The 24,207-nt window shown below is 69.5% G+C and carries 22 protein-coding genes and 1 pseudogene; 3 read left to right on the forward strand and 20 right to left on the reverse strand.

Going from position 1 to position 24,207, the window contains the following annotated elements; translation table 11 throughout:
- Positions 1 to 38 precede the first annotated feature (38 nt).
- A complete protein-coding gene (gene cofD, locus CLV54_RS06565) occupies positions 39 to 1,040 on the forward strand; it encodes a 2-phospho-L-lactate transferase (RefSeq protein WP_100344124.1) in 1,002 nt (333 codons plus the stop codon).
- An 11-nt stretch (positions 1,041 to 1,051) separates the two neighbouring features.
- Here the strand turns inward: cofD and cofC are convergent.
- The 8 genes and pseudogenes from cofC to CLV54_RS06605 form a co-directional block, all read right to left on the reverse strand.
- Positions 1,052 to 1,642, reverse strand: a pseudogene (gene cofC, locus CLV54_RS17900) (2-phospho-L-lactate guanylyltransferase); the annotation flags it as partial.
- The gene (locus tag CLV54_RS06575) at positions 1,639 to 2,475 is read right to left on the reverse strand and encodes a coenzyme F420-0:L-glutamate ligase (protein ID WP_100344126.1); all 837 of its coding nucleotides are present in this window, start codon (positions 2,473 to 2,475) and stop codon (positions 1,639 to 1,641) included. The gene CLV54_RS06575 and the pseudogene cofC, both read right to left, overlap by 4 nt.
- Positions 2,476 to 2,578: 103 nt before the next feature.
- Entirely contained in the window at positions 2,579 to 3,583 is a 1,005-nt protein-coding gene (locus CLV54_RS06580; protein ID WP_100344127.1) for a TIGR03557 family F420-dependent LLM class oxidoreductase, read from the reverse strand.
- Between the two features lie 53 nt (positions 3,584 to 3,636).
- Positions 3,637 to 6,045 (reverse strand): transglutaminase TgpA family protein, encoded by a 2,409-nt coding sequence (locus tag CLV54_RS06585; RefSeq protein WP_157802841.1) that lies wholly within the window; start codon positions 6,043 to 6,045, stop codon positions 3,637 to 3,639.
- Positions 6,032 to 7,330: a DUF58 domain-containing protein gene (locus CLV54_RS06590; RefSeq protein ID WP_100344129.1), complete on the reverse strand. Its 1,299-nt coding sequence runs from the start codon at positions 7,328 to 7,330 to the stop codon at positions 6,032 to 6,034. Before CLV54_RS06590 ends, CLV54_RS06585 begins: the two co-directional genes overlap by 14 nt.
- 12 nt (positions 7,331 to 7,342) lie before the next feature.
- Entirely contained in the window at positions 7,343 to 8,272 is a 930-nt protein-coding gene (locus tag CLV54_RS06595) for an AAA family ATPase (RefSeq protein ID WP_245861509.1), read from the reverse strand.
- A 101-nt stretch (positions 8,273 to 8,373) separates the two neighbouring features.
- The gene (gene coaD / locus CLV54_RS06600; RefSeq protein ID WP_100344131.1) at positions 8,374 to 8,856 is read right to left on the reverse strand and encodes a pantetheine-phosphate adenylyltransferase; all 483 of its coding nucleotides are present in this window, start codon (positions 8,854 to 8,856) and stop codon (positions 8,374 to 8,376) included.
- 78 nt (positions 8,857 to 8,934) lie between these two features.
- Positions 8,935 to 11,166 carry an ATP-dependent DNA helicase RecG gene (locus CLV54_RS06605; RefSeq protein WP_100344132.1) on the reverse strand — a complete coding sequence of 744 codons (2,232 nt, stop codon included), beginning with the start codon at positions 11,164 to 11,166 and terminating at the stop codon, positions 8,935 to 8,937.
- Between the two features lie 71 nt (positions 11,167 to 11,237).
- Here CLV54_RS06605 and rsmD point away from each other — a divergent pair, with 71 nt between their 5' ends.
- Entirely contained in the window at positions 11,238 to 11,828 is a 591-nt protein-coding gene (gene rsmD / locus CLV54_RS06610; protein ID WP_100344133.1) for a 16S rRNA (guanine(966)-N(2))-methyltransferase RsmD, read from the forward strand.
- 38 nt (positions 11,829 to 11,866) lie between these two features.
- On the opposite strand, the gene CLV54_RS17435 is transcribed toward rsmD, so the two are convergent.
- The 6 genes from CLV54_RS17435 to thiL form a co-directional block, all read right to left on the reverse strand.
- Positions 11,867 to 12,943 carry a hypothetical protein gene (locus tag CLV54_RS17435; protein ID WP_157802842.1) on the reverse strand — a complete coding sequence of 359 codons (1,077 nt, stop codon included), beginning with the start codon at positions 12,941 to 12,943 and terminating at the stop codon, positions 11,867 to 11,869.
- A gap of 8 nt (positions 12,944 to 12,951) precedes the next feature.
- Positions 12,952 to 13,572, reverse strand: a complete 621-nt coding sequence (locus CLV54_RS06620) for an ATP-binding cassette domain-containing protein (protein WP_100344135.1) — start codon at positions 13,570 to 13,572, stop codon at positions 12,952 to 12,954.
- Complete coding sequence (locus CLV54_RS06625; protein ID WP_100344136.1) at positions 13,563 to 14,624, reverse strand: peptidoglycan-binding domain-containing protein; 1,062 nt, start codon at positions 14,622 to 14,624, stop codon at positions 13,563 to 13,565. The genes CLV54_RS06620 and CLV54_RS06625 overlap by 10 nt, the downstream gene beginning before the upstream one ends.
- A 42-nt stretch (positions 14,625 to 14,666) precedes the next feature.
- Positions 14,667 to 15,278 carry a hypothetical protein gene (locus CLV54_RS06630; RefSeq protein WP_100344137.1) on the reverse strand — a complete coding sequence of 204 codons (612 nt, stop codon included), beginning with the start codon at positions 15,276 to 15,278 and terminating at the stop codon, positions 14,667 to 14,669.
- 166 nt (positions 15,279 to 15,444) lie between these two features.
- On the reverse strand, positions 15,445 to 15,774 hold the full coding sequence (locus CLV54_RS18205) for a lactococcin 972 family bacteriocin (protein WP_100344138.1): 330 nt from the start codon (positions 15,772 to 15,774) through the stop codon (positions 15,445 to 15,447).
- Between the two features lie 300 nt (positions 15,775 to 16,074).
- Entirely contained in the window at positions 16,075 to 17,070 is a 996-nt protein-coding gene (gene thiL / locus CLV54_RS06640) for a thiamine-phosphate kinase (RefSeq protein ID WP_100344139.1), read from the reverse strand.
- A gap of 23 nt (positions 17,071 to 17,093) precedes the next feature.
- Between thiL and CLV54_RS06645 the strand changes: the two genes are divergently transcribed.
- Positions 17,094 to 17,681 carry a DUF3515 family protein gene (locus tag CLV54_RS06645; RefSeq protein WP_100344140.1) on the forward strand — a complete coding sequence of 196 codons (588 nt, stop codon included), beginning with the start codon at positions 17,094 to 17,096 and terminating at the stop codon, positions 17,679 to 17,681.
- 10 nt (positions 17,682 to 17,691) lie between these two features.
- On the opposite strand, the gene CLV54_RS06650 is transcribed toward CLV54_RS06645, so the two are convergent.
- From CLV54_RS06650 to leuC, 6 genes are all read right to left on the reverse strand, one after another.
- A complete protein-coding gene (locus tag CLV54_RS06650) occupies positions 17,692 to 18,771 on the reverse strand; it encodes a D-alanine--D-alanine ligase family protein (RefSeq protein WP_100344141.1) in 1,080 nt (359 codons plus the stop codon).
- Positions 18,674 to 19,801: an NAD(P)H-dependent glycerol-3-phosphate dehydrogenase gene (locus tag CLV54_RS06655; protein WP_245861441.1), complete on the reverse strand. Its 1,128-nt coding sequence runs from the start codon at positions 19,799 to 19,801 to the stop codon at positions 18,674 to 18,676. The genes CLV54_RS06650 and CLV54_RS06655 overlap by 98 nt, the downstream gene beginning before the upstream one ends.
- Positions 19,791 to 20,534, reverse strand: coding sequence for a lysophospholipid acyltransferase family protein (locus CLV54_RS06660; protein ID WP_425430269.1), 744 nt, complete (start codon positions 20,532 to 20,534; stop codon positions 19,791 to 19,793). Before CLV54_RS06660 ends, CLV54_RS06655 begins: the two co-directional genes overlap by 11 nt.
- An 88-nt stretch (positions 20,535 to 20,622) precedes the next feature.
- Positions 20,623 to 21,990 carry a UDP-N-acetylglucosamine 1-carboxyvinyltransferase gene (gene murA / locus CLV54_RS06665; RefSeq protein ID WP_100344142.1) on the reverse strand — a complete coding sequence of 456 codons (1,368 nt, stop codon included), beginning with the start codon at positions 21,988 to 21,990 and terminating at the stop codon, positions 20,623 to 20,625.
- Positions 21,990 to 22,586 (reverse strand): 3-isopropylmalate dehydratase small subunit, encoded by a 597-nt coding sequence (leuD, locus tag CLV54_RS06670; RefSeq protein ID WP_100344143.1) that lies wholly within the window; start codon positions 22,584 to 22,586, stop codon positions 21,990 to 21,992. Before leuD ends, murA begins: the two co-directional genes overlap by 1 nt.
- Positions 22,586 to 24,067 carry a 3-isopropylmalate dehydratase large subunit gene (gene leuC / locus CLV54_RS06675; protein ID WP_100344144.1) on the reverse strand — a complete coding sequence of 494 codons (1,482 nt, stop codon included), beginning with the start codon at positions 24,065 to 24,067 and terminating at the stop codon, positions 22,586 to 22,588. Before leuC ends, leuD begins: the two co-directional genes overlap by 1 nt.
- Positions 24,068 to 24,207 lie beyond the last annotated feature (140 nt).

Below are 24,207 nucleotides of genomic sequence, written 5' to 3' on the forward strand. Positions count from 1 at the left end.
GCTCGTCACGAACAGAACACCTCAGGAAGGACACCCAGATGCCCAGGATCACCGTGCTGGCCGGCGGAGTGGGCGGGGCGCGGTTCACCCGTGGCCTGCTCGCCGAACTCGAGCGGCGGCATCCCGACCCGGCGGAGCGCCCCGAGGTGACCGTCGTGGTCAACACGGGCGACGACATGTGGCTGAACGGACTGCGCGTCTGCCCCGACCTCGACACGGTCATGTACACACTCGGCGGCGGCATCGACGAAGGCCAGGGCTGGGGGCGGCCGGAGGAGAGCAAGCGCACCTCCGCCGAGATCGCCGCCTACGGCAGGGGCTGGCCGTGGTTCACCCTCGGCGACCTCGATCTCGCGACCCACATCGTGCGCAGCGAGCTGCTGCGCGGCGGCGCGACCTTGAGCGAGGCCACGGAGGTGCTCTGCCGGCGCTGGACGCCGGGGGCGTGCCTGCTGCCGATGAGCGATCAGCCGGTCGAGACGCACGTGCGTCTCGCGGCCGACGCCGACGAGCATCGGAGCGGTGATCTCGTGCACTTCGAGGAGTGGTGGGTGCGCTACCGCGCGTCCGTGCCGGCGAGCGGCTTCGAGCAGCTGGGCGTCGAGGGCGCGACGCCGGCGCCCGGGGTGCTCGAGGCGATCGCGCAGAGCGACGTCGTCATCCTGCCGCCCTCGAACCCGGTCGTCTCGGTCGGCACGATCCTCGGGGTGCCGGGCATCCGCGATGCCCTCGTGACCACCTCGGCCCGGGTGGTCGGGGTCTCGCCGATCATCGGCGGGGCGGCCGTGCGCGGCATGGCCGATCAGTGCCTGCGCACGATCGGCGTCGAGACCTCAGCCCTCGCGGTGGGCCTGCACTACGGCTCACGCGCGACGGGCGGTGTGCTCGACGCCTGGCTCGTCGACGAGACGGATGCCGCGGCGGTGCCCCCGCTCGAGGCAGCGGGTGTCTCCTCCTCCGCCGTGCCCCTCTGGATGCGCGACCCGGCATCGACCGCGGCCCTCGCGGGCGCGGCGCTCGACCACGCGGCGAGGGTGTAGCCGCCGACCCCGAGCGCGAGGGCCCGTTGCAGATCGGCGGCCGTGTCGACGTCGCGGCGCAGCCCCGAATCCTCGGGGACGTCGAGCGGACGGTGACCGCCGTCGCGGTGCCGCGCGAAGGAGCCCGCGCCGAAACGCGGCTCGAGCTCGGCGCCGGGCCGGGCGAGCAGCAGCGTCGTGCCGGTGCCCTCGGCGTCGGGGACGACCGACAGCGGGTACGCGGCGGCCTGGACGAGCGCCCGGTCGAACTCGGCGGTGGTGAGCCCGGGCAGGTCGCCGAGCAGCACGGCGACGCCCGCGTGCGGCTTCCGCTGCCGGGCGACGGCGACGCCCGTGCGCACGGCCCCGTTGAGGCCACCGCCCTCCTCCTCGAGGACGACGCGCACGCCGAGCGTGCGGAGGTCGTCGAGGGAGGCGTCCCGCGCGACCACGACGACGACCTCGTCGACGAGCGACGAGCCGAGCACGGCCGTCAGCGCGTCGAGTGCGAAGGCATGCGCGAGCTCGGGCCGGGCGGCGCCCACGTCGAGACGCGACTTCGAGGCGTCCGTGCCCTTGACCGGCACGACGACGACCCAGTGCGGACCGTGCTCGCCGCTCATACGCCGGGCGCCTCGTCCGATCCCGGATCGCCGCCCGCGACCCGCTCACGGAGCCCCGCCGCGTGGCCTTCCGCGTAGCCGGCGGCGTGCGCCTCGGCGCTGCCGAGACGGAACATGTCCTCATCGCTCGCGCGCACGAGGGATCGGGCGCCCGGCACCCGCACCTCCTCGGTCACGAAGCGGTCGAGGCCGCGCACGATCGCGAGGGGAAGGCCCGCGCTCTTGCCCTTGACGAGGTCGGCGAAGGCCGCGATCTCGTCGGCGACGGCCGAGACGGTCACGTCGAGACGCCGGCCCTGGCTGTCGGTGGTCCCGCGGAGGTCGTCGACGACGTGCATGCCGGCGGCCCCGATCGCCGCGTCGGTCTGGCCGGTTCGCCACGGGCGGCCGAGGGTGTCGGTCACGAGCACCCCGACACGCACGCCGAAGCGGTCGCGGAGCGCATCGCAGAGTCGTCGCGCCGAGGCATCCGGATCGACCGGCAGCAGCAGAACGGTTCCCTCCGGGGTGTTGCTCGCATCGACTCCCGCCGCCGCCGCCACGATGCCCAACCGGTTCTCGACGATGCGCGTCACGCCGCCCGGGTGACGGCGCGTCGCCACGACCCGCACGGTCTCGCTCGTGATGGCGTCCTCCCTGTCACTCGCGTTCACGAGCCGGCCCTCGGCCTTTGACACGATTTTGCTCGTGACGACGACGATGTCGCCGTCTGCGAGACCGCCGTCGAGGTCGATCGCCGCCGCGACGATCTCCGCCAGGTCGTCGCCCGTCTCGATCTCGGGGATGCCGCCCACGGCCCAGGCCTGGGCGACGGCTCGGGTGTCGCGGGTCATACGACCGGCCACCCGGTCATCCGAAACTGCATGATTCGATCCTGTCACGAATGCGCGGACCCGATGACGGCCCCGACGCCCGACGCCTCGACGCCTCAGCAGGTCAGCGCCTCAGCGCTGGGAGCACGTCCCGGCCGAAGACCTCGATCCACTCGCGCTGGTTGCGCCCCACGTTGTGCAGGTAGATGCGGTCGAAGCCCAGATCGGCGAACGACTGGATGTGCGCGCGGTGCACGTCGGGGTCGGAGGAGATGACCATCCGGCCCTCGAAGTCCTCCGCCCGCACGAGCTTGGCCATCTGCTCGAGCTCGAACGGCGAGCGGATGTCGCTCTTCGGAAACTTCATCCCGCCGTTGGGCCACTCGTGCAGGGCGTTCGCGATCGCCTCCTCGTCGGTCGGCGCCCAGCTCAGGTGCAGCTGCAAGGCCTTGGGCATGGCCGACGGATCCTTGCCCGCCTCGCGCGCGCCCTCCGCGAAACGCGAGAAGAGGCCGCCGATCTTCTCCAGCGGGGCGCCCACGGTGATGAGGCCGTCGGCGTGGCGGCCGGCACGTTTCGCCGTCACCGGCCCCGCAGTGGCGATGAGGATCTCGGGGGCGACCGCCGGCATCGTCCACAGGCGGGTCGACTCCAGCTTGAAGAACTGCCCGGAGTGCTTGACGTCGCGGCCCGCGAGAGAGGCGCTGAACAGCTTGGAGATGATCTCGACGGCCTCGAACATGCGGTTGATGCGCTCGGGGGCCTCCGGCCAGTACCCGCCCACGATGTGCTCGTTGAGGGCCTCCCCCGAGCCGAGGCCGAGCCAGTGCCGGCCCGGGTACATGGCGGCGAGAGTCGCGGAGGCCTGGGCGACCATCGCGGGATGCCAGCGGAAGGTCGGCGCCGTCACACCCGGCCCGAAGTCTCCCCGCGTGCGTTCGCCCACCGCGGTGAGCACGTTCCACACGAACGACGACTGCCCCTGGGCGGGAACCCACGGCTGGAAGTGATCCGCGGCCATGACCCCCGAGAAGCCGTGCTGCTCCGCGTACGCGGAGAGGGCGACGGCCTCGGAGGGATGGAACTGCTCGAGCATGGCGGCATAGCCGACCTGGAGTGGACTCGTCATATCCCGATCCTTCCACGGCCGGCGGGCGCCGTCGGCGTGTCTGCCGGCACCCGTCAGGGAGTCGTCGCCGGATCCCCCGGCCGGGCGGCGACCGAGGGCAGGAGCGAGCGCGGCACGAATCGCGCGAGCAGCCTCCGGCCCATCGGAACCGAGCGGTCGAGGTGGTCGAGCACCGTTCGCAGCTCCGTCTCGATGCGCTCGGCGTCTGTGCGCCCCGGCAGCGCCGCCGCCCCGAAGCGCTCGCGCTCGACCTCGGAGAGCACGTGCCAGAGCGCCGGGTTCACGGTCGGGTCGATCGTCGACAGCCTCGTCGCGAAGGCCCGGGGCGTCTCCCCCCGGTCGACCGGTATCCCGTGGTCGAGAGCGGTGTCGCCGATCTCGATCCAGGCGAGGGACGCACCGCCCGAACCCGCGCGGATGCGGGCGAACCGGCGACTGCGCCGCAACGACCGCACCACGGCGGGCGCCAGCAGCAGTGCGAGCACGCCGAGCCCGATCCCCGCCCAGCCGAAGGAGCGGCCGACCGCCGCGGTCTCCCCGCCCGCGCCGCCGTCCATGCCGCCGCCGGCGTCGGGGCGCTGGGGCGCGTTCGTCGAGGCGTCGCTCGGGCGCGGGGTCGAGGCATCCGTGGGCGTCGGCGTCGTGGAGGGCTGGGCCTCGGGCCTCGCGTAGCTCGGAACGAAGCCGCGACCCGGCGTCGGCTCGAAGGAGACCCAGCCGACGCCGTCGAAGTACAGCTCCGGCCAGGAGTGCAGGTCGTACGAGCTCACGGTGTACGTGGCGCGGTCGTCGTCCGTCGTGCCCGTTCGTGTGCCGGGCAGGTAGCCCAGCCCGATGCGCGCCGGGATGCCGAGACTGCGCGCCATGATCGTCATCGCCGAGGCGAAGTGCACGCAGTAGCCGGTCTTGCGCTCGAGGAAGGTCTGGATGACCCCGATGCCGTCGCCGTCGTAGCCCTCCTCGACGGGGGTCTCCGTCGAGTAGAAGAAGTCGCCGCCGCGGAAGTACTGCTGGAGGGCGAGCGCCTTGTCGTAGTTCGAGAAGGCCCCCGCCGTGGCCTCGGCCGCGGCATCCGTGATCGTCTGGGGCAGCTCGGGAAGCTCGAGATACCGCTCGATGTCGGCGGGCACGCTGTCGCCGGCCGCTGCGAGCTGCTCACGCGTCGGATCGACCACGAGGCTGTCGACCGTGTAGTTCTGGTAGCGCGTCGAGACGGTGGGGCTCGTCGCCGTGAGGCCCTGCGGCTCCCAGTACCAGCGACCGCTCAACCCGTTGACCGACACGGTGGGGTACGGCAGGGGCAGCCACGGGCTCTGCATGTTGCGGATGTCGACGTCGGTCGAGACCTCGCGGGTCGCCACATCGGCGCCGAGGCCGGGCGGGTCGCCGAACTCGTCGGGGGTGTTGTCCTCGTCGAGCTCGTGCTCGCTCGACGTCCACGTGGTGCCGCCGAACTCGTCGAGGGTGAGCAGCTTGAAGTAGAGGCGCTCGTCGGGCTCCGTCGTGTAGGCCATGGCCGTCACGGGTGCCGGGCGCCGCAGGTCTTGGCCGAGGTCGATGAGCGGCGACACGCCCTCGCTGAAGATGATCCCCGAACTGCCGGCCGCGGTGACGCCCCCCGCGGTGAAGCCGGGGGCCACGGCGGTGAAGGCGAGCGAGGCGAAGATCGCCACGCCCGCGATGCCCACCGACACGGCCGTCGAGCCGCCGCCGTCCGGCCGCGCACCCGGCAGGCCCGAGGCTCCGTGACGCACCGTCGCCCCGCCGGGCGCCCCCGCCGAGCCCGAGGTCGACGCCGCAGACGCCGCCTCGCGCCGACGGATCCTCCCGTCGACCCAGAGGATCGCCGCGTAGACCGCGGCCGTGAGCGCCAGGAGCACGAGCGAGGCGCCGCCGGGAACCAGGAGACCCGGGATGGTCACCACGATGAGCAAAGGGACACCCGCGAGAGCGGGCCAGCGCAGCTCGAAGACGACGATGTCGAGCACCACGGCGAGCGCTACCGCCCCGGCCGTGAGCACGAAGCTCAGCTCCGTCACCGCGTCGGCGGGCAGGGACTGGCTCTGGATCGACTGGATGCCGCCGTTCAGCAGATCGCCGAACCGTCCGAGGGTTCCCGGGGTCGGCACGAGACCGAGAAGAGCCGTGTCGGCAGCGAAGAAGAGGGTGAGGGTCACGATGCCGATGACGACCGTGAAGAGTGTCAGGAGTCCACGCGGAACACCCGCCCAGCGCAGTGCCGCCGTGCCGAAGAGCACGATCGCGGCGGCGATCGACATGGACCACCACCAGCCGAAACCGCTCAGCAGCGGGGCGAGGCTCGCGTCGGCGACCATGAGCGCGAGCAGCACGGTCGCACTCAGCGGCAGGTAGCCGGGGCGCCGGGCGCGGCGGCGGCTCCGCGTGGCCGCCACCGGGCGGCTCACCGGGCGCGACGAGGTCGGCGCGCTATCGACGGGCATCGACGCCACCTCCCACGGCCAGCTCCCACGCGGCCCGGATGTCGCGACCGCGCGACAGGCGCACGCACGTCCATCCGGCCTCGTCGAGCAGCTCGAGACCCTCGCGCCGGGCGGTGGGCAGCACGAACGCGACGGCCGGCTCGCACTGGGAGCGCAGGGCCGCGAGACGGCGGGCGACGGCCGGGTCGAGGTCGACGACGACCGCGAAGCCGGGCACCGACTGACCGAGCGGGCCGCCGATCGAGCCCATGCCGAAATCGGCCGCGTCGTCGTCTCCGGAGACCGGCGAGACCTCGGCGAGCTTCAGCACGAGAGCCTGCTCGCCGTCGCCCGACTCGAAACGCGAGGAGCGGGCGCCGTCGACGCGGCGCCCGCCGGTCTCGACGAGGTCGACGCGGAAGCCGTTGCGCAGCAGGTGCACTGCGATCGAGGCGGTGAGCTCGACGGCGAGCTCGAACGCGGAGTCACGGCTCGCGGCATCCTGACCGCCCGTGAGCCCGTCGAGCTCGTCGGCCGAGCGACGGGTGTCGAGGATGACCCGCGCCTCCGGCTTGCTGCGCTGCTCCTCCTGGCGCACCATGAGCTCTCCCCGCCGCGCCGTCGCTCGCCAGTGCACCCGGCGCAGGGGGTCGCCCGCCCGGTACTCGCGGGCGATGAGCTCATCGGCGTTCGGGTTGCTGTGCCGCAGCAGCTCGTGGAGGCTGCCGTCGCTGCTCGACGCGCCCAGGTTCCGCTCGGTGAGCGGGGTGATGCGCGGGGTCACGATGAGCCCGTGCCGCCGGCCCGCGAACCGGGCGGTCTGAGCGAGGCCGAAGGGGTCGCGCTGGGTGATGAGGAGCGGTCCGACCTCGTGGTTGCCGCGGCGCCCGGGAACCAGCGGATAGCGGATCGTCGCGGAGTCCCGCCCGACGGCGCCCTCCCGGTGCGCGTCGAGGGCGGGCAGCACCTCGTCGTCGGGCGTCAGGAGCCCGTCATCGGAGACGTCGCGCCAGGTCGAGACCGGGAGCGCCCGCCGGCCGAGGTTGCGCACCACGAGCCCCACCACGGTCTTCTCGCCGACGGGCACGCTGTGCGGGCTGAAGGTGCGGGAGACCTGCATCCTGAGCGGTCTCACCGCCATGACCAGGAAGGCTGCGGCGGGCAGGGCGACGAGCACCGAGCCCACGAAGAGCACGTCGCGGCGCTGGAGCACGAGGGCCACGGTGATCGCGATCGCGCCCACGACGAGCAGGCCCCAGCCCCTCAGGGTGAGGCGCGGCCACGATCGGGTTCGGCTGCGGGCCATGGTCGGCTCGGATCAGCCGGGCGCGCCCAGAGGAACCGGTGTGGAGGCGACGATCCTGTGCACGACCTCTTCGACGAGCAGCTCGCTGTCGTTGTGGTGCTGGCCGAGGGCGCGGCTCGTGGGCACGAGACGGTGCCCGAGCACGGGGATGGCGAGCAGGTCGATGTCGTCGGGCAGCACGAACTCGCGGCCGTCGAGCGCGGCGTGCGCCTTCGCCGCCCGCATGAGCTGAAGGGTGGCGCGAGGGCTCGCCCCCAGGCGCAGGTCGCGGTCGTCGCGCGTGGCGCGCACGAGGTCGACGGCGTACTGCTTGACGACGGGGGCCGCGTAGACGCCCCGCGCGGCGCGGATCATCTGGCGCAGCTCGGTGCCGTCGACGACCGGGTTCAGCAGCTCGAGCGGGCTCGTCGTGTCGCGCGTCGTGAGCATCTCCAGCTCGCTCGAGGCGTCGGGGTAGCCCATCGAGATGCGGGCCATAAAACGATCCCGCTGGGCCTCCGGCAGGGCGTAGGTGCCCTCCATCTCGATCGGGTTCTGCGTCGCGACGACCGTGAACGGCGTCTGCAGCGGGTAGGTGGAGCCGTCGACCGTGACCTGGCGCTCCTCCATGCACTCGAGTAGCGCCGACTGCGTCTTCGGGCTCGCGCGGTTGATCTCGTCGCCGATCACGATGTTCGCGAAGATCGCGCCGGGCTTGAACTCGAACCGCCGCTCCGCCTGGTTGTAGACCGAGACGCCCGTGACGTCGGAGGGCAGCAGGTCGGGGGTGAACTGGATGCGGCTCACTGTGCTGTCGACCGACTTCGCGAGGGCCTTCGCGAGCATCGTCTTGCCGACGCCCGGAACGTCCTCGATGAGCAGGTGTCCCTCGGCGAGCAGCACGGTGAGCGCTGTGCGCACGGCCTCGTGCTTGCCGTCGATGACCGACTCGATGTTGCGCATGACGAGGCGGGCCTGGCGGTTGACCTGCTCGATCGGCAGGGCCTGCACGTCGTCGTTCGGGGCGACGGAGGCGTCGGTGGGCACTCGGGTCGGGTAGCTGTTCATGATTCCTGCAGGAAATCGGCCACCACGGCGGGAACGTAGGGGCGCACATCGCCGCCGAGGTGGGCGACCTGGCGCACGAGGGAGCTGGAGACGTGCGCGTTGGCCGGATCGGGGAGGAGGAAGATCGTCTCCACACCGGCGAGGTTGCGGTTGACGATCGCCATGGGGGTCTCGTAGGCCACGTCGACCTGCGAGCGGATGCCCTTCACGAGAACGCTCGCGCCGACATCCGTGCAGTAGTCCACGAGAAGGCCGACGCTCCACGACGCGACCACGATGTTGCCGCCGAAGCCCGCCTGGGCGATCGACTGCTCGATGAGCGAGACCCGCTGGGCTATCGGGAGCAGCGCCGACTTGTCGGGGTTGTGCACGACGAGCACGTGGAGCTCGTCGAAGAGACCCGCGGCACGCTCGATGACGTCGAGATGCCCGAGAGTGACGGGGTCGAACGATCCAGGGACAACGGCGATCCTGTTCATAGGGTCTCCAGACTACCCGCCGAGGGTTATCAATTCGTTACCAAAATGTCTCACGCGCACGGGCTTGGCGCTCAACTATCAGGTTTTTGCCAGGAAATCGCGCTCGCTCTCGTCGAGGCGGCGAGCGAGCGCGTCGCGCAGCGCGGGAGCGTCGCCGAGCTCCGGATCGGCGCTCACCACGCGATCGGCCAGGGCACGGGCCTCGGTGATGAGCTCGCCGTCGTGGGCCACCCGCAGGAAGCGCAGGGAGGAGCGACCACCCGACTGGCGGCTGCCCAGCACGTCGCCCTCCTGCCGCAGCTCGAGGTCGATCTGGGCGAGGTCGAAGCCGTTGACGGTCGCGGCGACGGCGTCGACGCGCTGCCGGGCGAGAGAGCCGGCCTCCGCGCGGGTCACGAGCAGGCACAGGCCCGGAACCCCGCCACGGCCGACCCTGCCGCGAAGCTGGTGCAGCTGCGAGACGCCGAAGCGGTCGGCATCCATCACGACCATCGTCGAGGCGTTCGGAACGTCGACGCCCACCTCGATGACGGTCGTCGCGACGAGCACGTCGATCTCGCCCGCCGCGAAGGCGCGCATCGTCGCGTCTTTCTGCTCGCTCGTCATGCGGCCGTGCAGGGGCTCGATCGTCGCGGTCTGCAGCAGCGGGTGGGCTCGCAGCTCGGCGAGCACGGCGACGACGGATGCCGCGGCGACGGGCTTCGCGTCATCCCCCTCACCCGGCTCCTCCTCTCCGTCGAGCTCGGGCACCCCCGCGTCGATCGCCGGGCAGACGACGAAGGCCTGGCGGCCGAGGGCGAGCTCCTCGGCGGTGCGCTCCCAGACGCGGGTGCTCCAGCCCGGGTGGTCGACGAGCGGCACGACGAACGACTCGATGCCCTGGCGGCCGGCCGGAAGCTGCTCGATCGTGCTCACGTCGAGGTCGCCGAAGACCGTCATGGCGACCGTGCGCGGGATGGGGGTGGCCGTGAGCACGAGCACGTGCGGAGGAGTCGCCCCCTTCAACCGCAGGGCCTCCCGCTGGTCGACGCCGAAGCGGTGCTGCTCGTCGACGACGACGAGGCCGAGGTCGAAGAAGGTCACGGTCTCGCCGAGGAGGGCGTGGGTGCCGATGACGATGCGCGCCTGCCCCGAGACGGTGCGCAGGAGCGCCTTCTTGCGGTCGGCGGCGGGCAGCTGCCCCGTGAGGAGGGTGGGCATGAGTTCGGCCGACAGATCGGGGCCGAGGGCCGCCGCGATCGAGCGCAGGTGCTGGGCCGCGAGCACCTCGGTGGGCGCGAGCAGGGCCGACTGGCCGCCGGAGTCGGCCGTCGCGAGCATCGCGCGCAGGGCGACGAGGGTCTTGCCCGAGCCGACCTCGCCCTGAACCAGCCGGTTCATCGGCTCGCTCGCGGCGAGGTCGAGCGCGATCTCGGCGCCGACGCGCTTCTGGTCGTCGGTCAGCTCGAAGGGCAGGGCGGCGTCGAAGCGCTCGAGGTACCCGCCGGGCACGGGAACGCGAGGGGTGCCCGCCTGGGTGCGGGCCCGCGCCCGCTGCTGCAGGAGGGCGGCCTGCAGCAGGAAGGCCTCGTGGAACCTCAGGGTGTCGCGGGCGCTGCGCCACTCGCGGTCGTCGGAGGGCCTGTGCACCCACTCGAGGGCCGTGCCGTAGTCGAGCAGTCTCTTCTGCGCCCGGATGTCGCGGGGAATCGGATCGGGCACGATCTCGTCGAGCCCGCCCGCCTTCCCGGCCCCCGCCGCCACCGACTCCGCGGTGAGGCCGAGCCCGTCGAGCACGAGCTCCATGGCCTTCTGCAGCTGCCAGCTCGCGACCGTCGCGGTCGCCGGATAGATCGGGATGGGGGTCTCGGCCCAGCGCTTCGCGGCCTGCGGGTCGGTCGCGGCCCCGGCATCCGCCGCGTCGAAGAGCTCGTAGTCGGGGTGCGCGAGCTGAAGCGAGCCGCGGTAGTCGGAGACCTTGCCCGCGAAGATGCCCCGCACACCCGGCCGCAGGTCTTTGGCCCGCCAGGCCTGGTTGAAGAAGGTGAGGGTCAGCACGCCCTTGCCGTCGGAGATCCTGACCTCGAGGATCGAGCCGCGTTTCGCCCGCATGGGCCGTTCGCGCACCTCGAGCACCTCGGCGACGATCGTGACGTTCTCGTCGACCGGCAGCTGCGTGAGCGCGGTGAGCTCACCGCGCTTCGCGTACCGACGGGGGTAGTGGCTGAGCAGCTCGCCGACGGTCACGACGCCCAGGGCGCGTTCGAAGGCCGATGCCGTGCGGCCGCCGAGCACACCCTGCAGCTTCGTATCGAGCGGCGACCCAGGCATGCGTACGAGTCTACGGGCGGCCTCCGACCCCGGCGGCCTGCGCCTAATGTCATCCCTTAGGCTCGATGGCGATGACGAGGATCATTGCCGGGTTCGCCGGCTCCCTGACGCTCACCGTGCCGCGGGTCGGCACGCGACCCACGAGCGACCGCGTGCGCGAGGCCGTCTTCTCGGCGGTCGACGCCCGCGACGCCGTGCGCGGCGCCCATGTGCTCGACCTCTACGCCGGCTCGGGGGCGCTCGGGCTCGAGGCCGCGAGCCGCGGCGCCGCGACCGTGACACTCGTCGAGAAGAGCCGCGCGGCGGCCGAGGTGTGCCGCCGCAACACGGCGGCGATCCTCTCGGCGCGCCCCCCGGGCTCCGAGCTCGCCGTCGAGGTCACGAGCTCGCCCGTGCAAGCCTTCCTGGGCGCGAGCGGGGCCGAGTTCGACCTCGTGTTCATCGACCCGCCCTACGAGCTCGGCGAGGCGGAGCTGCTGCACAACCTCGAGGCGCTCGTGCCGCGGCTCGCGCCGCACGCGATCGTCGTCGTCGAGCGGAGCTCGCGCTCCCCCCGGCCCGGGCTGCCCGCGGGGCTCGAGCTCGACCGCCGCAAGGACTACGGCGAGACCACCCTGTGGTGGCTCGGCCCGATCGCCGGCTCCGGAGATGACGGTGTCTGAGCACCGAAGCTCGAGTATCGCCGTGAGTGTGGCGACCGCTATCGATCTTTGAAGTACCGGAAGAGGTGACGCTCGCGCGTCATCGCGAGCGCCAGTCCGGCACCTGTGAAACTTGCGGCGGCAGCCAGCACCGGAATACGGACACCGATGAGAAGCACACGCCCCCAATCCTCCGGCGCGCTGTCGACAGCGAGCGATGCCGAGACGGCGAACCCGACCACAACGACCGGCACAATCCAACTCGCTGCCTCCAGCGTGATCATGATGCACATGTCGATTCGGCCGACACCACTATGAAGGGCAGAAGCGAGTTCGATTCGCCGCAGTCGAACCGAGACATACCCCAGAGCCAAGCCTGCGAGAGCTCCAACCGGTGCCGCGAGGCGTGAGACTCTGTCGCTGAAGCGTTGGGCGCCGTCGAACGTGGTTCCGAGAGTCGGATTGAGTTGCCCGAGCAGCGGCTTGCCCTTCTCGCTCGCGTCGTTACTCGGAATCACCGCTGTCAGCAGCAGCGTGGCCGCATTCGACAGCTGTGGCCAACCATCGATCCAGCACTCGTCGAACGCTCTGTGATCTGTCGCCACCTCCAAGGCTGCGTACCCCAGGCCCTGTCTCCTCCCGTCCGCCGGGTAGGCGTAGATCCCCGCGATGGGCGCTGCTCCGGAGGTCGAGACAAGTGTCGAGCCAATACGCAGTCCCAGCGTCTTCGCAGCATCGACCTCAAGAAAAAGTCCTCCGCTTGGAACCTTTTTGTGAGTCAGGATCGCGGGAAAGCTCGGAGAGACTTCTCTCAACGGTAGGGGGTTGCCCGGCAGTGCGGCCACACGGAGTTGAGCGCCCGGGTCACGAATCGCTCCGGCAGAGCGAACACCAGCCGTGTGGTTGAAGCTCTCGCACACTGTTCCATCGATGCGCCCCTCCGCAACGATCGTCATGACCGACGCACCCGAACTCTGGAAGCGGTCTGCGCTCGCGACAATCTGTCGGACTGAGGTCACATCGGCAACGAGCAAGGCCAGTGCAATCAGTCCAAAAACACCGGCGAACAGCGCTGTCCGAGTGGTGCCTGAGAGGATGTTTCGACAAGTTTCACGGAGCAGAGAGGTCACCTTCATCCGGCCGCTCATCCGATCGCCACATCCGAACGGTAATCGTCGAGGGCGATCTCATCCGTGCACGCCGCACGGGTGCGAGCATCATGAGTGGCGACGACCACGATGACGTCAGCACTCGCCATCGCCGCGATGGCGGCATCGATCGTGCTCGCAGTTGCACGATCAAGCTGAGCGGTCGGCTCATCGACAAGAAGCACGTCTGGTTTCGCTGCCATCCCGCGCGCCAGCATAAGGCGCTGCGCCTCCCCGCCTGAAAGCTCACGGAATGCGCGAAACGCCACAGGTGAGAGCCCGAATCGTTCCAACAGTTCTGCGGCCTTGTCATCCGCCGCCTCGCGCGATAGCCCTTGGGCCAGAAACGGCAGCGCGACATGATCGGATGCGGTTCGACCAGGCACTCCGTGCGGATTCTGGAAGACCCAACCGACCCTCATGGTCTCGCTGCCGTGCACTGCTCCCTCCGCGGCGGCCGTCCAACCGGCAAGAATGCTGAGCAAGGTACTCTTCCCGGAACCCGACGGGCCTGTCAGCGCGTAGACATGCCCGGTTTCGAGACTGACGGAAAGTCCACGAAACAACCATGGCTGAGCGTCGAATCGATGCCCAACACCCGAGAGCACTACCGACACGCCGGTACTCCCGTGGGAACGACATCGACCCGCTTCGGAACATGACCTTCGAAGAGAACGAACGATTGCCCCAGTTGGGAGCCGACGATGCGTACGGGAACTCCGACTGCATCCCCGCGTACGCAGCCCTCGGACCCCTCCACACCGTAGATCGAGCTCGGCGGAAGCGCCGCCACTAAGACCGGTGTCTGCAAAACGAACGTGGCGGCGAGCTGGTTCGGTTCTTGCTCGGCGCCACCGTCTCCGTCGTCCCGGGCCGCTCCTGTGGTACCGCGCATGCCGGAGAGGAGATCGAGCGCACCCGGATCCGTCACTGTCCCATCGTCGTTCACACTCGTGACCTGGCCATCGACCTCCAGTACTCTCGCGCCTGACAGAAGGTCCGAGGGGAGATTCGTGATGCCCGCACTCGACACGATGCCCTGAACTGTGCCGAGTGCGTCACCGCTGCTCACAGAGGAGCCGAGCGATCCGATGCAGGTCGAGATGACGGTAGTCGTAGTTGGTGCCCACATGACCCTGGAGACAGGCAGTCCGGGTTCATCGAATGCCGCGTCGCCGATGGACGTGAACAACGCTTTCACAGCCGCGAGGGAGGCTGATCCGAAATCCCCATCTGCAGTGACGGCGTAACCGAGTCGTGCAAGTTCCGTCTGAAGCGCCTTGACATCATCGCCTTCGTCTCCGATCGAGAGGTCACGCCACAGCGGCATCGATGTCGCGAGCGTGAGAAGTGGTCGTCCGTCGACAGAGACGAACGATCCTCCGGATGCGATGCTCGCCCCAGGTCTGCAGCCGAACCGTGTGATCCTCCCCGTCAACGGAACAGAGAGGGAGATTCCCGGGTCGCGCACGAGCTCGACGTCGACGGTGCGCTCATCAACGAACTCCTGTTCAGTGACCTCGACGCTTTCCGCTGAGCGGCTGGGTTGTAGAGTGCCGGGCATGGTGGGAGCGACGGCGACGGCGACGATCGCCGCGCCACACGCCGCAACGGTGACCACGCCGATGACCGCGAGACCGATCGTGGCTAACGACCTGCGTTTACTCATTGCTCATTCCTCATCGCCGTGACGCGTCTCGCTTCGAGCAACTCAGTGAGTGCTGAGCAGTCCAAGCGGGTCGGCCTCACACGTCACAAGCGCGTCGGCTCCCTTCTTCACGTCTATGAAGGGGAACGCCTCGGTCGGTACGTCCTTCGCGTAGTCCTTAGCCGTGTAGCCGGCGTCCACGACCCCCGCCTGCACCAGACAGCTGGCCATGATGGTGGGCTCGTCGAGCCGTTCGGGGTTGCGCTGAAGCCATGAATACAAAGAGCCGATCAAGTCCTCTCCCGTCTCGGCCGAACACGAGTTCATCCGATCATGTGCCTGATCTGGAGTGACTGCACCCGGGGCAAAGGAGGTGTCGTAGGAGCCGTCGTCATTAAAACCTGCGAATGTGATTCCAGAGCCCGCAAGACAGGAGGTGAATTGCTCAGACATCTCCGAGAACTCTTGGTCGGTGATCGTGCCATCTCGGAGCACGTCGCGCACAAAATCCGATTTCGCTGCCTGGAAATTCGCTTGGAATTCGGCCGCCCACGGCCCTTCGAAGCCCGTGTCCGCGTCATCGTTCCCCGTTTGCGCGCACCCGCACAGGGCCACTGCGGCAAGCATCCCCGTCAGCGTGATCGCGACCTTTTGACTTCCCCGAAATACGTTCACCCATCCCCCTGAGTCAGATCTTCGTCTGTTTCGCGCAGCGAAACAAAGCCATGCCAAAGAATTCGCCGACAACATGATCGTGCTGAGGCCCCGCGGACAATTTCTCGCCGCGTACCAGGATCGGCCCGACGCGGCCCCAGCAGATCATTTCTCCCACTACGACCTGTTATTGCACGTCGTAGTAGGCGGTGTTGCCCCAGAGACCGGCGTTACGGTCAGCTTCCGCCCACGAACCTGATGTCTTCCAAGCAGTAGCAGTGCACCCCGATGTGGCACAAGCCGTCGCCTTGTGCGTGCGCGAGCCGTGGTAGTAGTGAGAATAAACTTCGTCGTGATCCCCGACAAAGTGAACTCCATAGTTCCACGTTCCGCCTTCGGGATACTCAGTGGTCGCGTTCGCCGCCGTGGCCCCCGCCAAGACGACCCCAACAACCACTCCCGCCGTTAGCACTGCATGGATTGTCTTTTTCACTAGCATGTTTCCCCTCAAATACATATCGCTATAAAATGGCTCTAACCATCAAAACACACGTGTACACATGTGTTTTTAGATTGTTTATTTCTGGACAACTAAAAGATAGCCCCAGTTATTAATGGACGACAAGCATTTTTTTCGATGGGACAGCGCGTATGAGATCCCTCCTCCGGCATGGATCCGGAGAGTTCACGCGAACGCCAGAAAGATCCGACAAGACGAACGCCTCGGATTTTTTGGTGCCTGGGTCCAGCGCTTCGCCTGTCGCGGTGGTTTTTCAGGCAAGCCGATGTTGAGTTTTTTTGTGGGCACAACACCCACCTACCCGGCGCCGCCGTTCCAGTCGGTGTAGGGGTCCCAGCCCCGCGGCTCGAAGGGCTCGCCGTCGACGGTGATCCCCGCGCCCGCCACGACCCGCCCGATGGGCCGGAACGCCGTCGGCAGAGGCGATTTCGCGGGGAAGGTCGCGAGCAGTGCGTGATCCTCGCCCCCGGTCAGCGCGGGCTCGATCCGGGGCCCGAGCGCGGCGCCGTCGAGGGCGATCGAGACGCCGCTCGCGCGAGCGATGCGGGCGGCGTCGAGGCTGAGGCCGTCGGAGACGTCGAGCATCGCGGTCGCGCCGCCGAGAGCCGCGTCCACGCCCGCCGGGATGGGCGGCACCGGGGCGAGCTGCGCGATGAGGAGCTCCGGATGACTCGCCCTCAACCCCGCGGCGAGATCGGCGTTCGGGATTCCCGAGCCGTCCACCGCCCGGGTGAAGAGCAGGCTCAGCCCCAGCGCCGCCGAGCCGAGCTCGCCGGCGACCGCCACGACGTCGCCGGGCCGCGCTCCCGAACGGGTCACCGGATCGCGGCCGCCCAGGTCGCCGAACGCCGTGACCGCGAAGGTGAGGGTCTCCGAGACCGAGAGGTCGCCGCCCACGACGCCGCAGCCGGGGGCGAGCGCCTCGCAGGCCTCGCGCAGTCCGTCGGCGACCTGCTCGAGGGCCTCGACCGTGGTCGTGAGGGGGGCGGCGATGGCCACCACGAGAGCGGTGGGCGTCGCGCCCATCGCCGCGACATCCGCGAGGTTCGTGGCGGCCGCCTTCCAGCCGAGCTCGTAGGGCGTCGACCAGGCGAGCCGGAAGTCCGGGCCGTGCACCATCATGTCGGTCGTCACGACATACCGGCCGTCGGGCGCGCGCAGCACGGCGGCGTCGTCGCCCGGTCCGAGGAGCTGCTCCCGGGAGGAGGGAAGCCGCGGGAAGATACGGGCGAGCACGCCGAGCTCACCGAGGGAGGCGAGCGTCTCATCCGGCGGACGGTCAGTCACAGTCATGCAAGAACGCTAGCCTGAATGGGATGAGTTCCCCGGCCCCCTCCCCCGTGTCAGCCCGCCGCCTCCGCCGCGCGCTCGTGTCGCTGCTCGCCGTCGCAGGCCTCGCCGGCGTCCTGACCGCCTGCGCGCCGACCGTCGCGCTCACCGCGGCGCCCGCGGCCAACGAGCCGGCCTGCGCCTCGGTGACGGTGGCGCTGCCGGAGACCGTCGCGGGCCAGCCCTCCCGTGAGACCAACGCCCAGGCGACGGGCGCCTGGGGCGACCCGGCGGCCGTGCTGCTGCACTGCGGCGTCGCGGTACCCGGCCCGACCACCACGGAGTGCCTGAGCGTCAACGGCGTCGACTGGCTCGCCGACGACACCGACGCCCCCAGCTACCGGTACACGACCTACGGCCGCGACCCGGCGGTCGAGGTCGTCGTCGACAGCACCGTCGTCTCGGGCACCACGGCCCTCATCGACCTGCAGAGCGCCGTGACCTCGATCCCTGCAGAGCGCGCCTGCGTGGGCGCGCAAGACGTCTACACGCCCACGGACGCCCCGGAGGACCCGAACGCGGCAGACGACGCCCCGCCGCCCGCCGACACCCCCGAGCCGACCCCGGCGCAGTAGCCCCCGCGGCTCAGAGCGCGAGACCGATGAGCTCGTCGATGAGCGCCGGGTAGCTGAGCCCCGAGGCGAGCCAGCACTTGGGGAACATCGAGATGGGCGTGAAGCCCGGCATCGTGTTGATCTCGTTGATGACCCAGCCGTCGGCGGTCAGGAAGAAGTCCACGCGGGCGAGCCCCGCCCCGTCGATCGCCTCGAAGGCGCGCAGCGCGAGCGCCTGCATCTCGGCGAGCTGAGCGGCATCGAGCGGCGCCGGGCAGACGAGCTCGATCCCGGGCCCGTCGAGGTATTTGCCGGCGAAGTCATAGAAGCCGTCGCCCTCGATCACGATCTCGCCGGCGACGGACACCCTCGGGGCCTCGCCGGGGCGGGCGCCGAGCACCGCGCACTCGAGCTCGCGGCCGACCATGCCGGCCTCGATGAGCACCTTGGAGTCCTCGGCCAGCGCCGTGGCCATGGCCGCGTCAAGCTCGTCGAGGCTCGAGACCTTGCTCACGCCCACGCTCGAGCCCGCGCGTGCGGGCTTCACGAAGAGGGGAAGGCCCAGCTGCGCGGCGGCCTCGCGCGCCGTCGCGGGGTCGCGTTGCCACGACAGCGCGCTCACGGTGTGCCAGGGCGCGACCGGCAGCCCCGCCTGCTGCAGAACGGTCTTCGTGAAGTGCTTGTCCATGCCGAGGGCCGAGGCGAGCACTCCGGCGCCGACGTAGGGAAGGCCTACGAGCTCGAGCAGCCCCTGGATCGTGCCGTCCTCGCCGAACGGTCCATGCAGAATCGGGAATACGACGTCGACGGGGCCGAGCGAACGGGTCGAACCGGCGCTCGCCACGGTCAGCTCGCGGGTCTGCGTGCTCTCGGGCCAGTGCACGCGGGTGCCGTTGTCGACGACTGCGGGCATGGCATCCGGGTTCAGGGCGAACTTCGCCGAGTCGTCCTCTTCGAGCACGAAGGCGCCGTCGCGGGTGATCCCGACCGGGATCACCTCGTAGCGCTCGCGGTCAATCGCCTGAAGGACCCCGCCGGCCGTGGCGCAACTGATCGAATGCTCGCTTGAGCGACCTCCGAAGAGCACCACCACTACCAGCTTGTCCGTCATCGATATTCCTCTCGCCCTGGGGCTCGTCCGAGTCTGTCGTCAGGTGGGGGGCAATGTCCCTGGGGTTGAGGGTACCGGCAAGAACCTGACTCACCTGCGCGACGATGGGCATGTCCACACCGCGGGCGCGGGCGAGCTCGAGCACGGGCGCGACCGATGCGAGCCCCTCGGCCGTCTGCTGCATCTTCGAGATCACGTCGCCGAAGCTGTAGCCCTGCCCGAGCAGGCGGCCCGCGGTGTTGTTGCGCGAGAGTGGCGACTGGCAGGTCGCGATGAGGTCGCCGAGGCCGGCCAGGCCCGAGAGGGTCTCGGGCTGCGCGCCGTGGGCGACCGCGAAGTCCGTCATCTCGACGAGCCCGCGCGTGATGATCGACGCCTTGGTGTTCTCGCCGTAGCCGACGCCGTCGACGATGCCGATCGCGACGGCGATGAGGTTCTTGAGCACCCCGCCGAACTCGGTGCCGATGACGTCGGTGTTCACGAAGGAGCGGAAGTAGCGGTTCGTCGCCGCGAGGGCGACGGCCTGCGCCGTCTCGAGGCTCACCGAGGAGACGACGGCGGCCGTCGGCTGCTCCTTGGCGATCTCGAGGGCCAGGTTGGGGCCGGACGCCACGGCGATGAGCTCCGGGGCGATCGGCAGCTCCTGGGCGAGAACCTCGCTCATCCGCAGGCCGGTGCCCTTCTCGACACCCTTCATGAGCGAGACGACGATGGCCCCCGGCCGTAGATGGGGCTCGATGGCGAGCAGGTTCTCGCGCAGCGACTGGCTCGGGATCGAGAGGTACACCTGCTCCGCGCCATCCATCACCTCGGCGAGGCTCGAGCTGGCGCGCAGGGTCTTGGGCAGGTTGATGCCCGGAAGGTAGTCGCTGTTGCGCTTGACCTCGGTGATCTCGCGGGCGAGCTCGGGGCGTCGCGCCCAGAGGGTCACCTCGGAGCCGCCGTCGGCGAGGATCTTGGCGAAGGTCGTTCCCCAGCTCCCGGCGCCGAGCACGGCGACGCGCCGGACTGGTTTCGCGTTACGGCTCAAAACGCCCCGTCTCCTCCTGATTGTGCGCCGACGGGTTCCATCGCTCAGCGGGGGCCTCCTCGCCGCGCAGGCCTTCGAGCAGCACCGTGATCGCGTCCATGACGACGGCAGTCGCGGCCGTGAGGGTCGCCGAGTCGAGCGGCTTGCCCTCGAACGCCGAGAGGTCGACGGGATCACCGATCGCGATGTCGATGGTCTTGCGGGGGAAGAGGCTGATCTTCTTCGAATAGCGGGCCATGACGTGCTGCGTGCCCCAATGGGCGGCGGGGATCACCGGAATGCCGCGCTCGAGAGCGACTCGCACGGCCCCCGTCTTGCCGCGCATGGGCCACAGCTCGGGATCGCGGGTGAGGGAGCCCTCGGGATAGACGATGACCATCCCGCCGCGCTCGACGAGCTGCTCGGCGACCTTGACCGGCTCGTTTCCGCGGGAGCTGCCGGCGCGTTCGACCGGGATCTGCCCGGACGCCCGCAGTGCGGCGCCGACGACGGGGATGCGGAAGAGGCTCGCCTTCGCCATGAACCTCGGGAGCCGCCCGAGCTTCCACACGGCCGCCCCCACGATCACGGGGTCGATCTCGCTGTAGTGGTTCGGCGCGAGCACGAACGCCCCCTGGGCGGGCAGCTTCCTGCCGTGGAAGCGGTACTTGACCCCGAGGTTCAGGATCGGCACGACGAGCGTCGCCAGAACCCAGAAGATCGAGGGTCGCGCCCGCTCGGAGCGGACCCTCACCGGTTTCGCAGGGCTCGCGGAGGACGCGTCGGGCGCGTCGGGCGCGGAGCTGTTGTCAGGCACAGAGCTGTTGTCGGGCACAGAGCTATTATGCTTCGAGAACGAAGTCGGCTCCCAGAAGCTCGAGCTTGGTGATGAAGTTCTCGTACCCGCGGCTGATGATGCCCACGTTGCTCACCCGCGAGGTCCCCTCGGCGGTGAGCGCGGCGATCAGGTGACTGAAGCCGCCGCGCAGGTCGGGCACCTCGATGTCGGCGCCGTGCAGCGGCGTCGGGCCCGTGATGACGGCGGCCTGCTCGAGGTTGCGGCGCGGCACGCGACGCGGGTAGCCCTGCAGCCCGTTGGGGTGCACGACGATGTTCGCGCCCATCGTGTTGAGCGCGTCGGTGAAGCCGAAGCGATTCTCGTAGACGGTCTCGTGCACGATCGACTCGCCCGTCGCCTGGGTGAGCGCGACGATGAGCGGCTGCTGCCAATCGGTCATGAAGCCGGGGTGCACGTCGGTCTCGACGACGACGGGCTGGAGCTCGCCGGCGCGGTAGAACCGGATGCCGTCCTCCTTGATGTCGAAGCCTCCACCCGCCTTGCGGAAGATGTTGAGGAAGGTCATCATGTCTTGCTGCTTCGCGCCGCCGACGAAGATGTCGCCATCGGTCGCGAGAGCCGCGGAGGCCCAGCTGGCGGCCTCGTTGCGGTCGAAGATGGCCTGGTGCTCGTAACCCTGCAGCCGGTCGACGCCCTCGATGAGGATGACGCGGTTGGGCTCGTAGGAGATGATCGCGCCCATCTTCTGCAGCACGGCGATGAGATCCATGATCTCGGGCTCGATCGCGGCGCCCTTGAGCTCGGTCACGCCGTCGGCCAGAACGGCCGTGAGCAGCACCTGCTCGGTCGCTCCCACGCTCGGGTAGGGCAGGTGAACCTGCGTGCCGTGCAGGCCGTTCGGGGCGGAGAGCTTGATGCCCTGCGGCAGCTTCTCGACGACGGCACCGAACTTGCGCAGGGCGTCGAGGTGGAAGTCGATCGGGCGGTCGCCGATGCGGCATCCACCCAGGTCGGGGATGAACGCGGCGCCCAGGCGGTGCAGGAGCGGCCCGCAGAAGAGGATCGGGATGCGCGAGGAGCCCGCGTGAGCGTCGATCTCCTCCATGTGCGCCGACTCGACGCCGCTCGGGTCGAGGCGCAGGGTGAACGGCTCGTCGCCGTCGGTCACCTTGACGCCGTGGATCTCCAGGAGCGAGCGCACGACGCGCACGTCGCTGATGTCGGGAACGTTGTGCAGAACGCTCGGGGTCTCGCCCAGAAGCGATGCGACCATCGCCTTCGTGACGAGGTTCTTCGCCCCGCGGATCTCCAACCGGCCTTCGAGCGGAGAGCCGCCGTTGATGACCAGGGTGTCGCCCGTCAAGCCCACGCGGGCTCCCGCCTCGATCGCGTCTTGGAGGAGTGTGTTCACTATTTCACCGGCAATGTCTTGGGCCGCCAGCTCTCGCGGCGGGTTTCGAATTCTGTGATCAGCGCCTCATTACGCAATGTCAGGCCTATGTCGTCCAGACCTTCGAGCAGACGCCACCTAGTGTAATCATCGATCTCGAAAGGAACTGTGAGGCCCGCCACGCTGACAGTACGAGCAACCAGATCGACGGTCGCCTCTATTCCCGGCTGCTCGTCCATGAGCGCCCAGATGCGCTCCACGTCGTCTTCGGAGACCTGCGCGGCGAGCAGGCCCTGCTTGCCCGAGTTGCCCCGGAAGATGTCGCCGAAGCGCGCGCTCACGACGACGGCGATGCCGAAGTCGCGCAGAGCCCAGACCGCGTGCTCACGGCTCGATCCGGTGCCGAAGTCGGGGCCTGCGACGAGGATCTTCGCGCCCTGATAGGCGTCCTGGTTGAGCACGAAGTCGGGGTCCTGCCGCCAGGCGTAGAACAGCGCGTCGTCGAAGCCCGTCTTCGTGACGCGCTTGAGGAACACCGCGGGGATGATCTGGTCGGTGTCGACGTTCGAGCGCTTGAGCGGGGCCGCGACCCCTGTGATGACGGAGACCTTGTCCATTACGCACTCACCTCGCGCTCGATCGGTTCGGATGCCGCGGAGCCTGCGCCCTCGGCGATGTCGCTCGGGCTCGACAGCGTGCCGCGGATCGCCGTGGCCGCCGCGACGAGCGGGGACACGAGGTGCGTGCGCCCGCCCTTGCCCTGCCTGCCCTCGAAGTTGCGATTGCTCGTCGAGGCGCAGCGCTCCCCCGGCGCGAGCTGGTCGGGGTTCATGCCGAGGCACATCGAGCAGCCGGCGAAACGCCACTCGGCACCGAACTCCTCGACGATCTTGTCGATGCCCTCGGCCTCGGCCTCGATGCGCACACGGGCCGAGCCCGGCACGACCATAACGCGAACGTGGTCGGCCTTCTTCTTGCCCTTGATGACGGAGGCGAAGGCGCGCAGGTCTTCGATGCGGCTGTTCGTGCACGAGCCCATGAACACGGCGTCCACCCGGATGTCCTTCATACGCGTGCCCGCTTCGAGCGCCATGTACTCGAGGGCCCGTTCGGCCGAGGAGCGCTCGTTGAGGTCGTCGATCGCGGCCGGGTCGGGCACGGAGTCGTTGAGCGAGACGCCCTGACCGGGATTGGTGCCCCAGGTGACGAAGGGCTCGAGGGTGTCGGCGTCGAGGACGACCTCGGCGTCGTACTCGGCGCCCTCGTCGGTCGCGAGCGTGTCCCAGTAGGCGACAGCCGCATCCCAGTCGGCGCCCTCCGGCGCGTGGGGGCGGCCCTTGAGGTAGTCGTAGGTCGTCTGGTCGGGCGCGACCATGCCTGCTCGCGCACCCGCCTCGATCGACATGTTGCAGATCGTCATGCGGCCCTCCATCGAGAGCGCGCGGATGGCGGAGCCGCGGTATTCGAGCACGTAGCCCTGCCCGCCGCCCGTGCCGATCTCGGCGATGACGGCGAGGATGATGTCTTTCGCCGTCACGCCCTCGCGCAGAGTGCCGTTCACGGTGATGGCCATGGTCTTGAAGGGCTTGAGCGGCAGGGTCTGCGTGGCCAGCACGTGCTCGACCTCGCTCGTGCCGATGCCGAAGGCCATCGCCCCGAATGCCCCGTGCGTCGAGGTGTGCGAGTCGCCGCAGACGACGGTGATGCCGGGCATCGTCAGGCCCAGCTGCGGGCCGACGACGTGCACGATGCCCTGCTCGATGTCGCCGAGCGAGTGCAGCCGTACGCCGAACTCCTCGGCGTTGTTGCGCAGGGTCTGGATCTGCGTGCGGCTCGTGAGATCGGCGATCGGCTTGTCGATCGCGAGGGTCGGCGTGTTGTGGTCTTCCGTCGCGATCGTCAGATCGGGCCGGCGCACGGGGCGGCCGGCCAGCCGCAGGCCGTCGAAGGCCTGGGGGCTCGTCACCTCGTGCACGAGGTGGAGGTCGATGTAGATGAGGTCGGGCGTGCCGTCTTCACCTTTGCTGACCAGATGGTCGTCCCAGACCTTCTGGGCCAGGGTGCGCGGTTCGACGCTCGACGACGATGCGTTGTTCATGCGGGTGCTTGCTCCTCGAGATAACAGGTGGTCAGCCAACGACAGACGCCGCGACGAGGGAGGCCTAGGGAATCAGGACTCGTCGCGGCAGTTAAGAAGGAGAAGCCGACCGGGTAGCACCTACCCAGGGTAGCACCGCT

This window comes from Compostimonas suwonensis (assembly GCF_002797855.1).
Lineage (GTDB): Bacteria > Actinomycetota > Actinomycetes > Actinomycetales > Microbacteriaceae > Compostimonas > Compostimonas suwonensis.

Bases quoted from the DNA above. Each gene is read 5' to 3' on its own strand.
- CLV54_RS06645 (WP_100344140.1), top strand. From the start codon at position 17,094: ATGAGTTCCCCGGCCCCCTCCCCCGTGTCAGCCCGCCGCCTCCGCCGC.
- CLV54_RS06590 (WP_100344129.1), bottom strand. From the start codon at position 7,330: ATGGCCCGCAGCCGAACCCGATCGTGGCCGCGCCTCACCCTGAGGGGC.
- rsmD (WP_100344133.1), top strand. From the start codon at position 11,238: ATGACGAGGATCATTGCCGGGTTCGCCGGCTCCCTGACGCTCACCGTG.
- thiL (WP_100344139.1), bottom strand. From the start codon at position 17,070: ATGACTGTGACTGACCGTCCGCCGGATGAGACGCTCGCCTCCCTCGGT.
- cofD (WP_100344124.1), top strand. From the start codon at position 39: ATGCCCAGGATCACCGTGCTGGCCGGCGGAGTGGGCGGGGCGCGGTTC.
- CLV54_RS06625 (WP_100344136.1), bottom strand. From the start codon at position 14,624: ATGAGTAAACGCAGGTCGTTAGCCACGATCGGTCTCGCGGTCATCGGC.
- coaD (WP_100344131.1), bottom strand. From the start codon at position 8,856: ATGAACAGGATCGCCGTTGTCCCTGGATCGTTCGACCCCGTCACTCTC.
- CLV54_RS06575 (WP_100344126.1), bottom strand. From the start codon at position 2,475: ATGACCCGCGACACCCGAGCCGTCGCCCAGGCCTGGGCCGTGGGCGGC.
- CLV54_RS06605 (WP_100344132.1), bottom strand. From the start codon at position 11,166: ATGCCTGGGTCGCCGCTCGATACGAAGCTGCAGGGTGTGCTCGGCGGC.
- CLV54_RS06650 (WP_100344141.1), bottom strand. From the start codon at position 18,771: ATGACGGACAAGCTGGTAGTGGTGGTGCTCTTCGGAGGTCGCTCAAGC.
- CLV54_RS06585 (WP_157802841.1), bottom strand. From the start codon at position 6,045: ATGCCCGTCGATAGCGCGCCGACCTCGTCGCGCCCGGTGAGCCGCCCG.
- CLV54_RS17435 (WP_157802842.1), bottom strand. From the start codon at position 12,943: ATGAAGGTGACCTCTCTGCTCCGTGAAACTTGTCGAAACATCCTCTCA.
- CLV54_RS06595 (WP_245861509.1), bottom strand. From the start codon at position 8,272: ATGCGCAACATCGAGTCGGTCATCGACGGCAAGCACGAGGCCGTGCGC.
- leuC (WP_100344144.1), bottom strand. From the start codon at position 24,067: ATGAACAACGCATCGTCGTCGAGCGTCGAACCGCGCACCCTGGCCCAG.
- CLV54_RS06580 (WP_100344127.1), bottom strand. From the start codon at position 3,583: ATGACGAGTCCACTCCAGGTCGGCTATGCCGCCATGCTCGAGCAGTTC.
- leuD (WP_100344143.1), bottom strand. From the start codon at position 22,586: ATGGACAAGGTCTCCGTCATCACAGGGGTCGCGGCCCCGCTCAAGCGC.
- CLV54_RS18205 (WP_100344138.1), bottom strand. From the start codon at position 15,774: ATGTATTTGAGGGGAAACATGCTAGTGAAAAAGACAATCCATGCAGTG.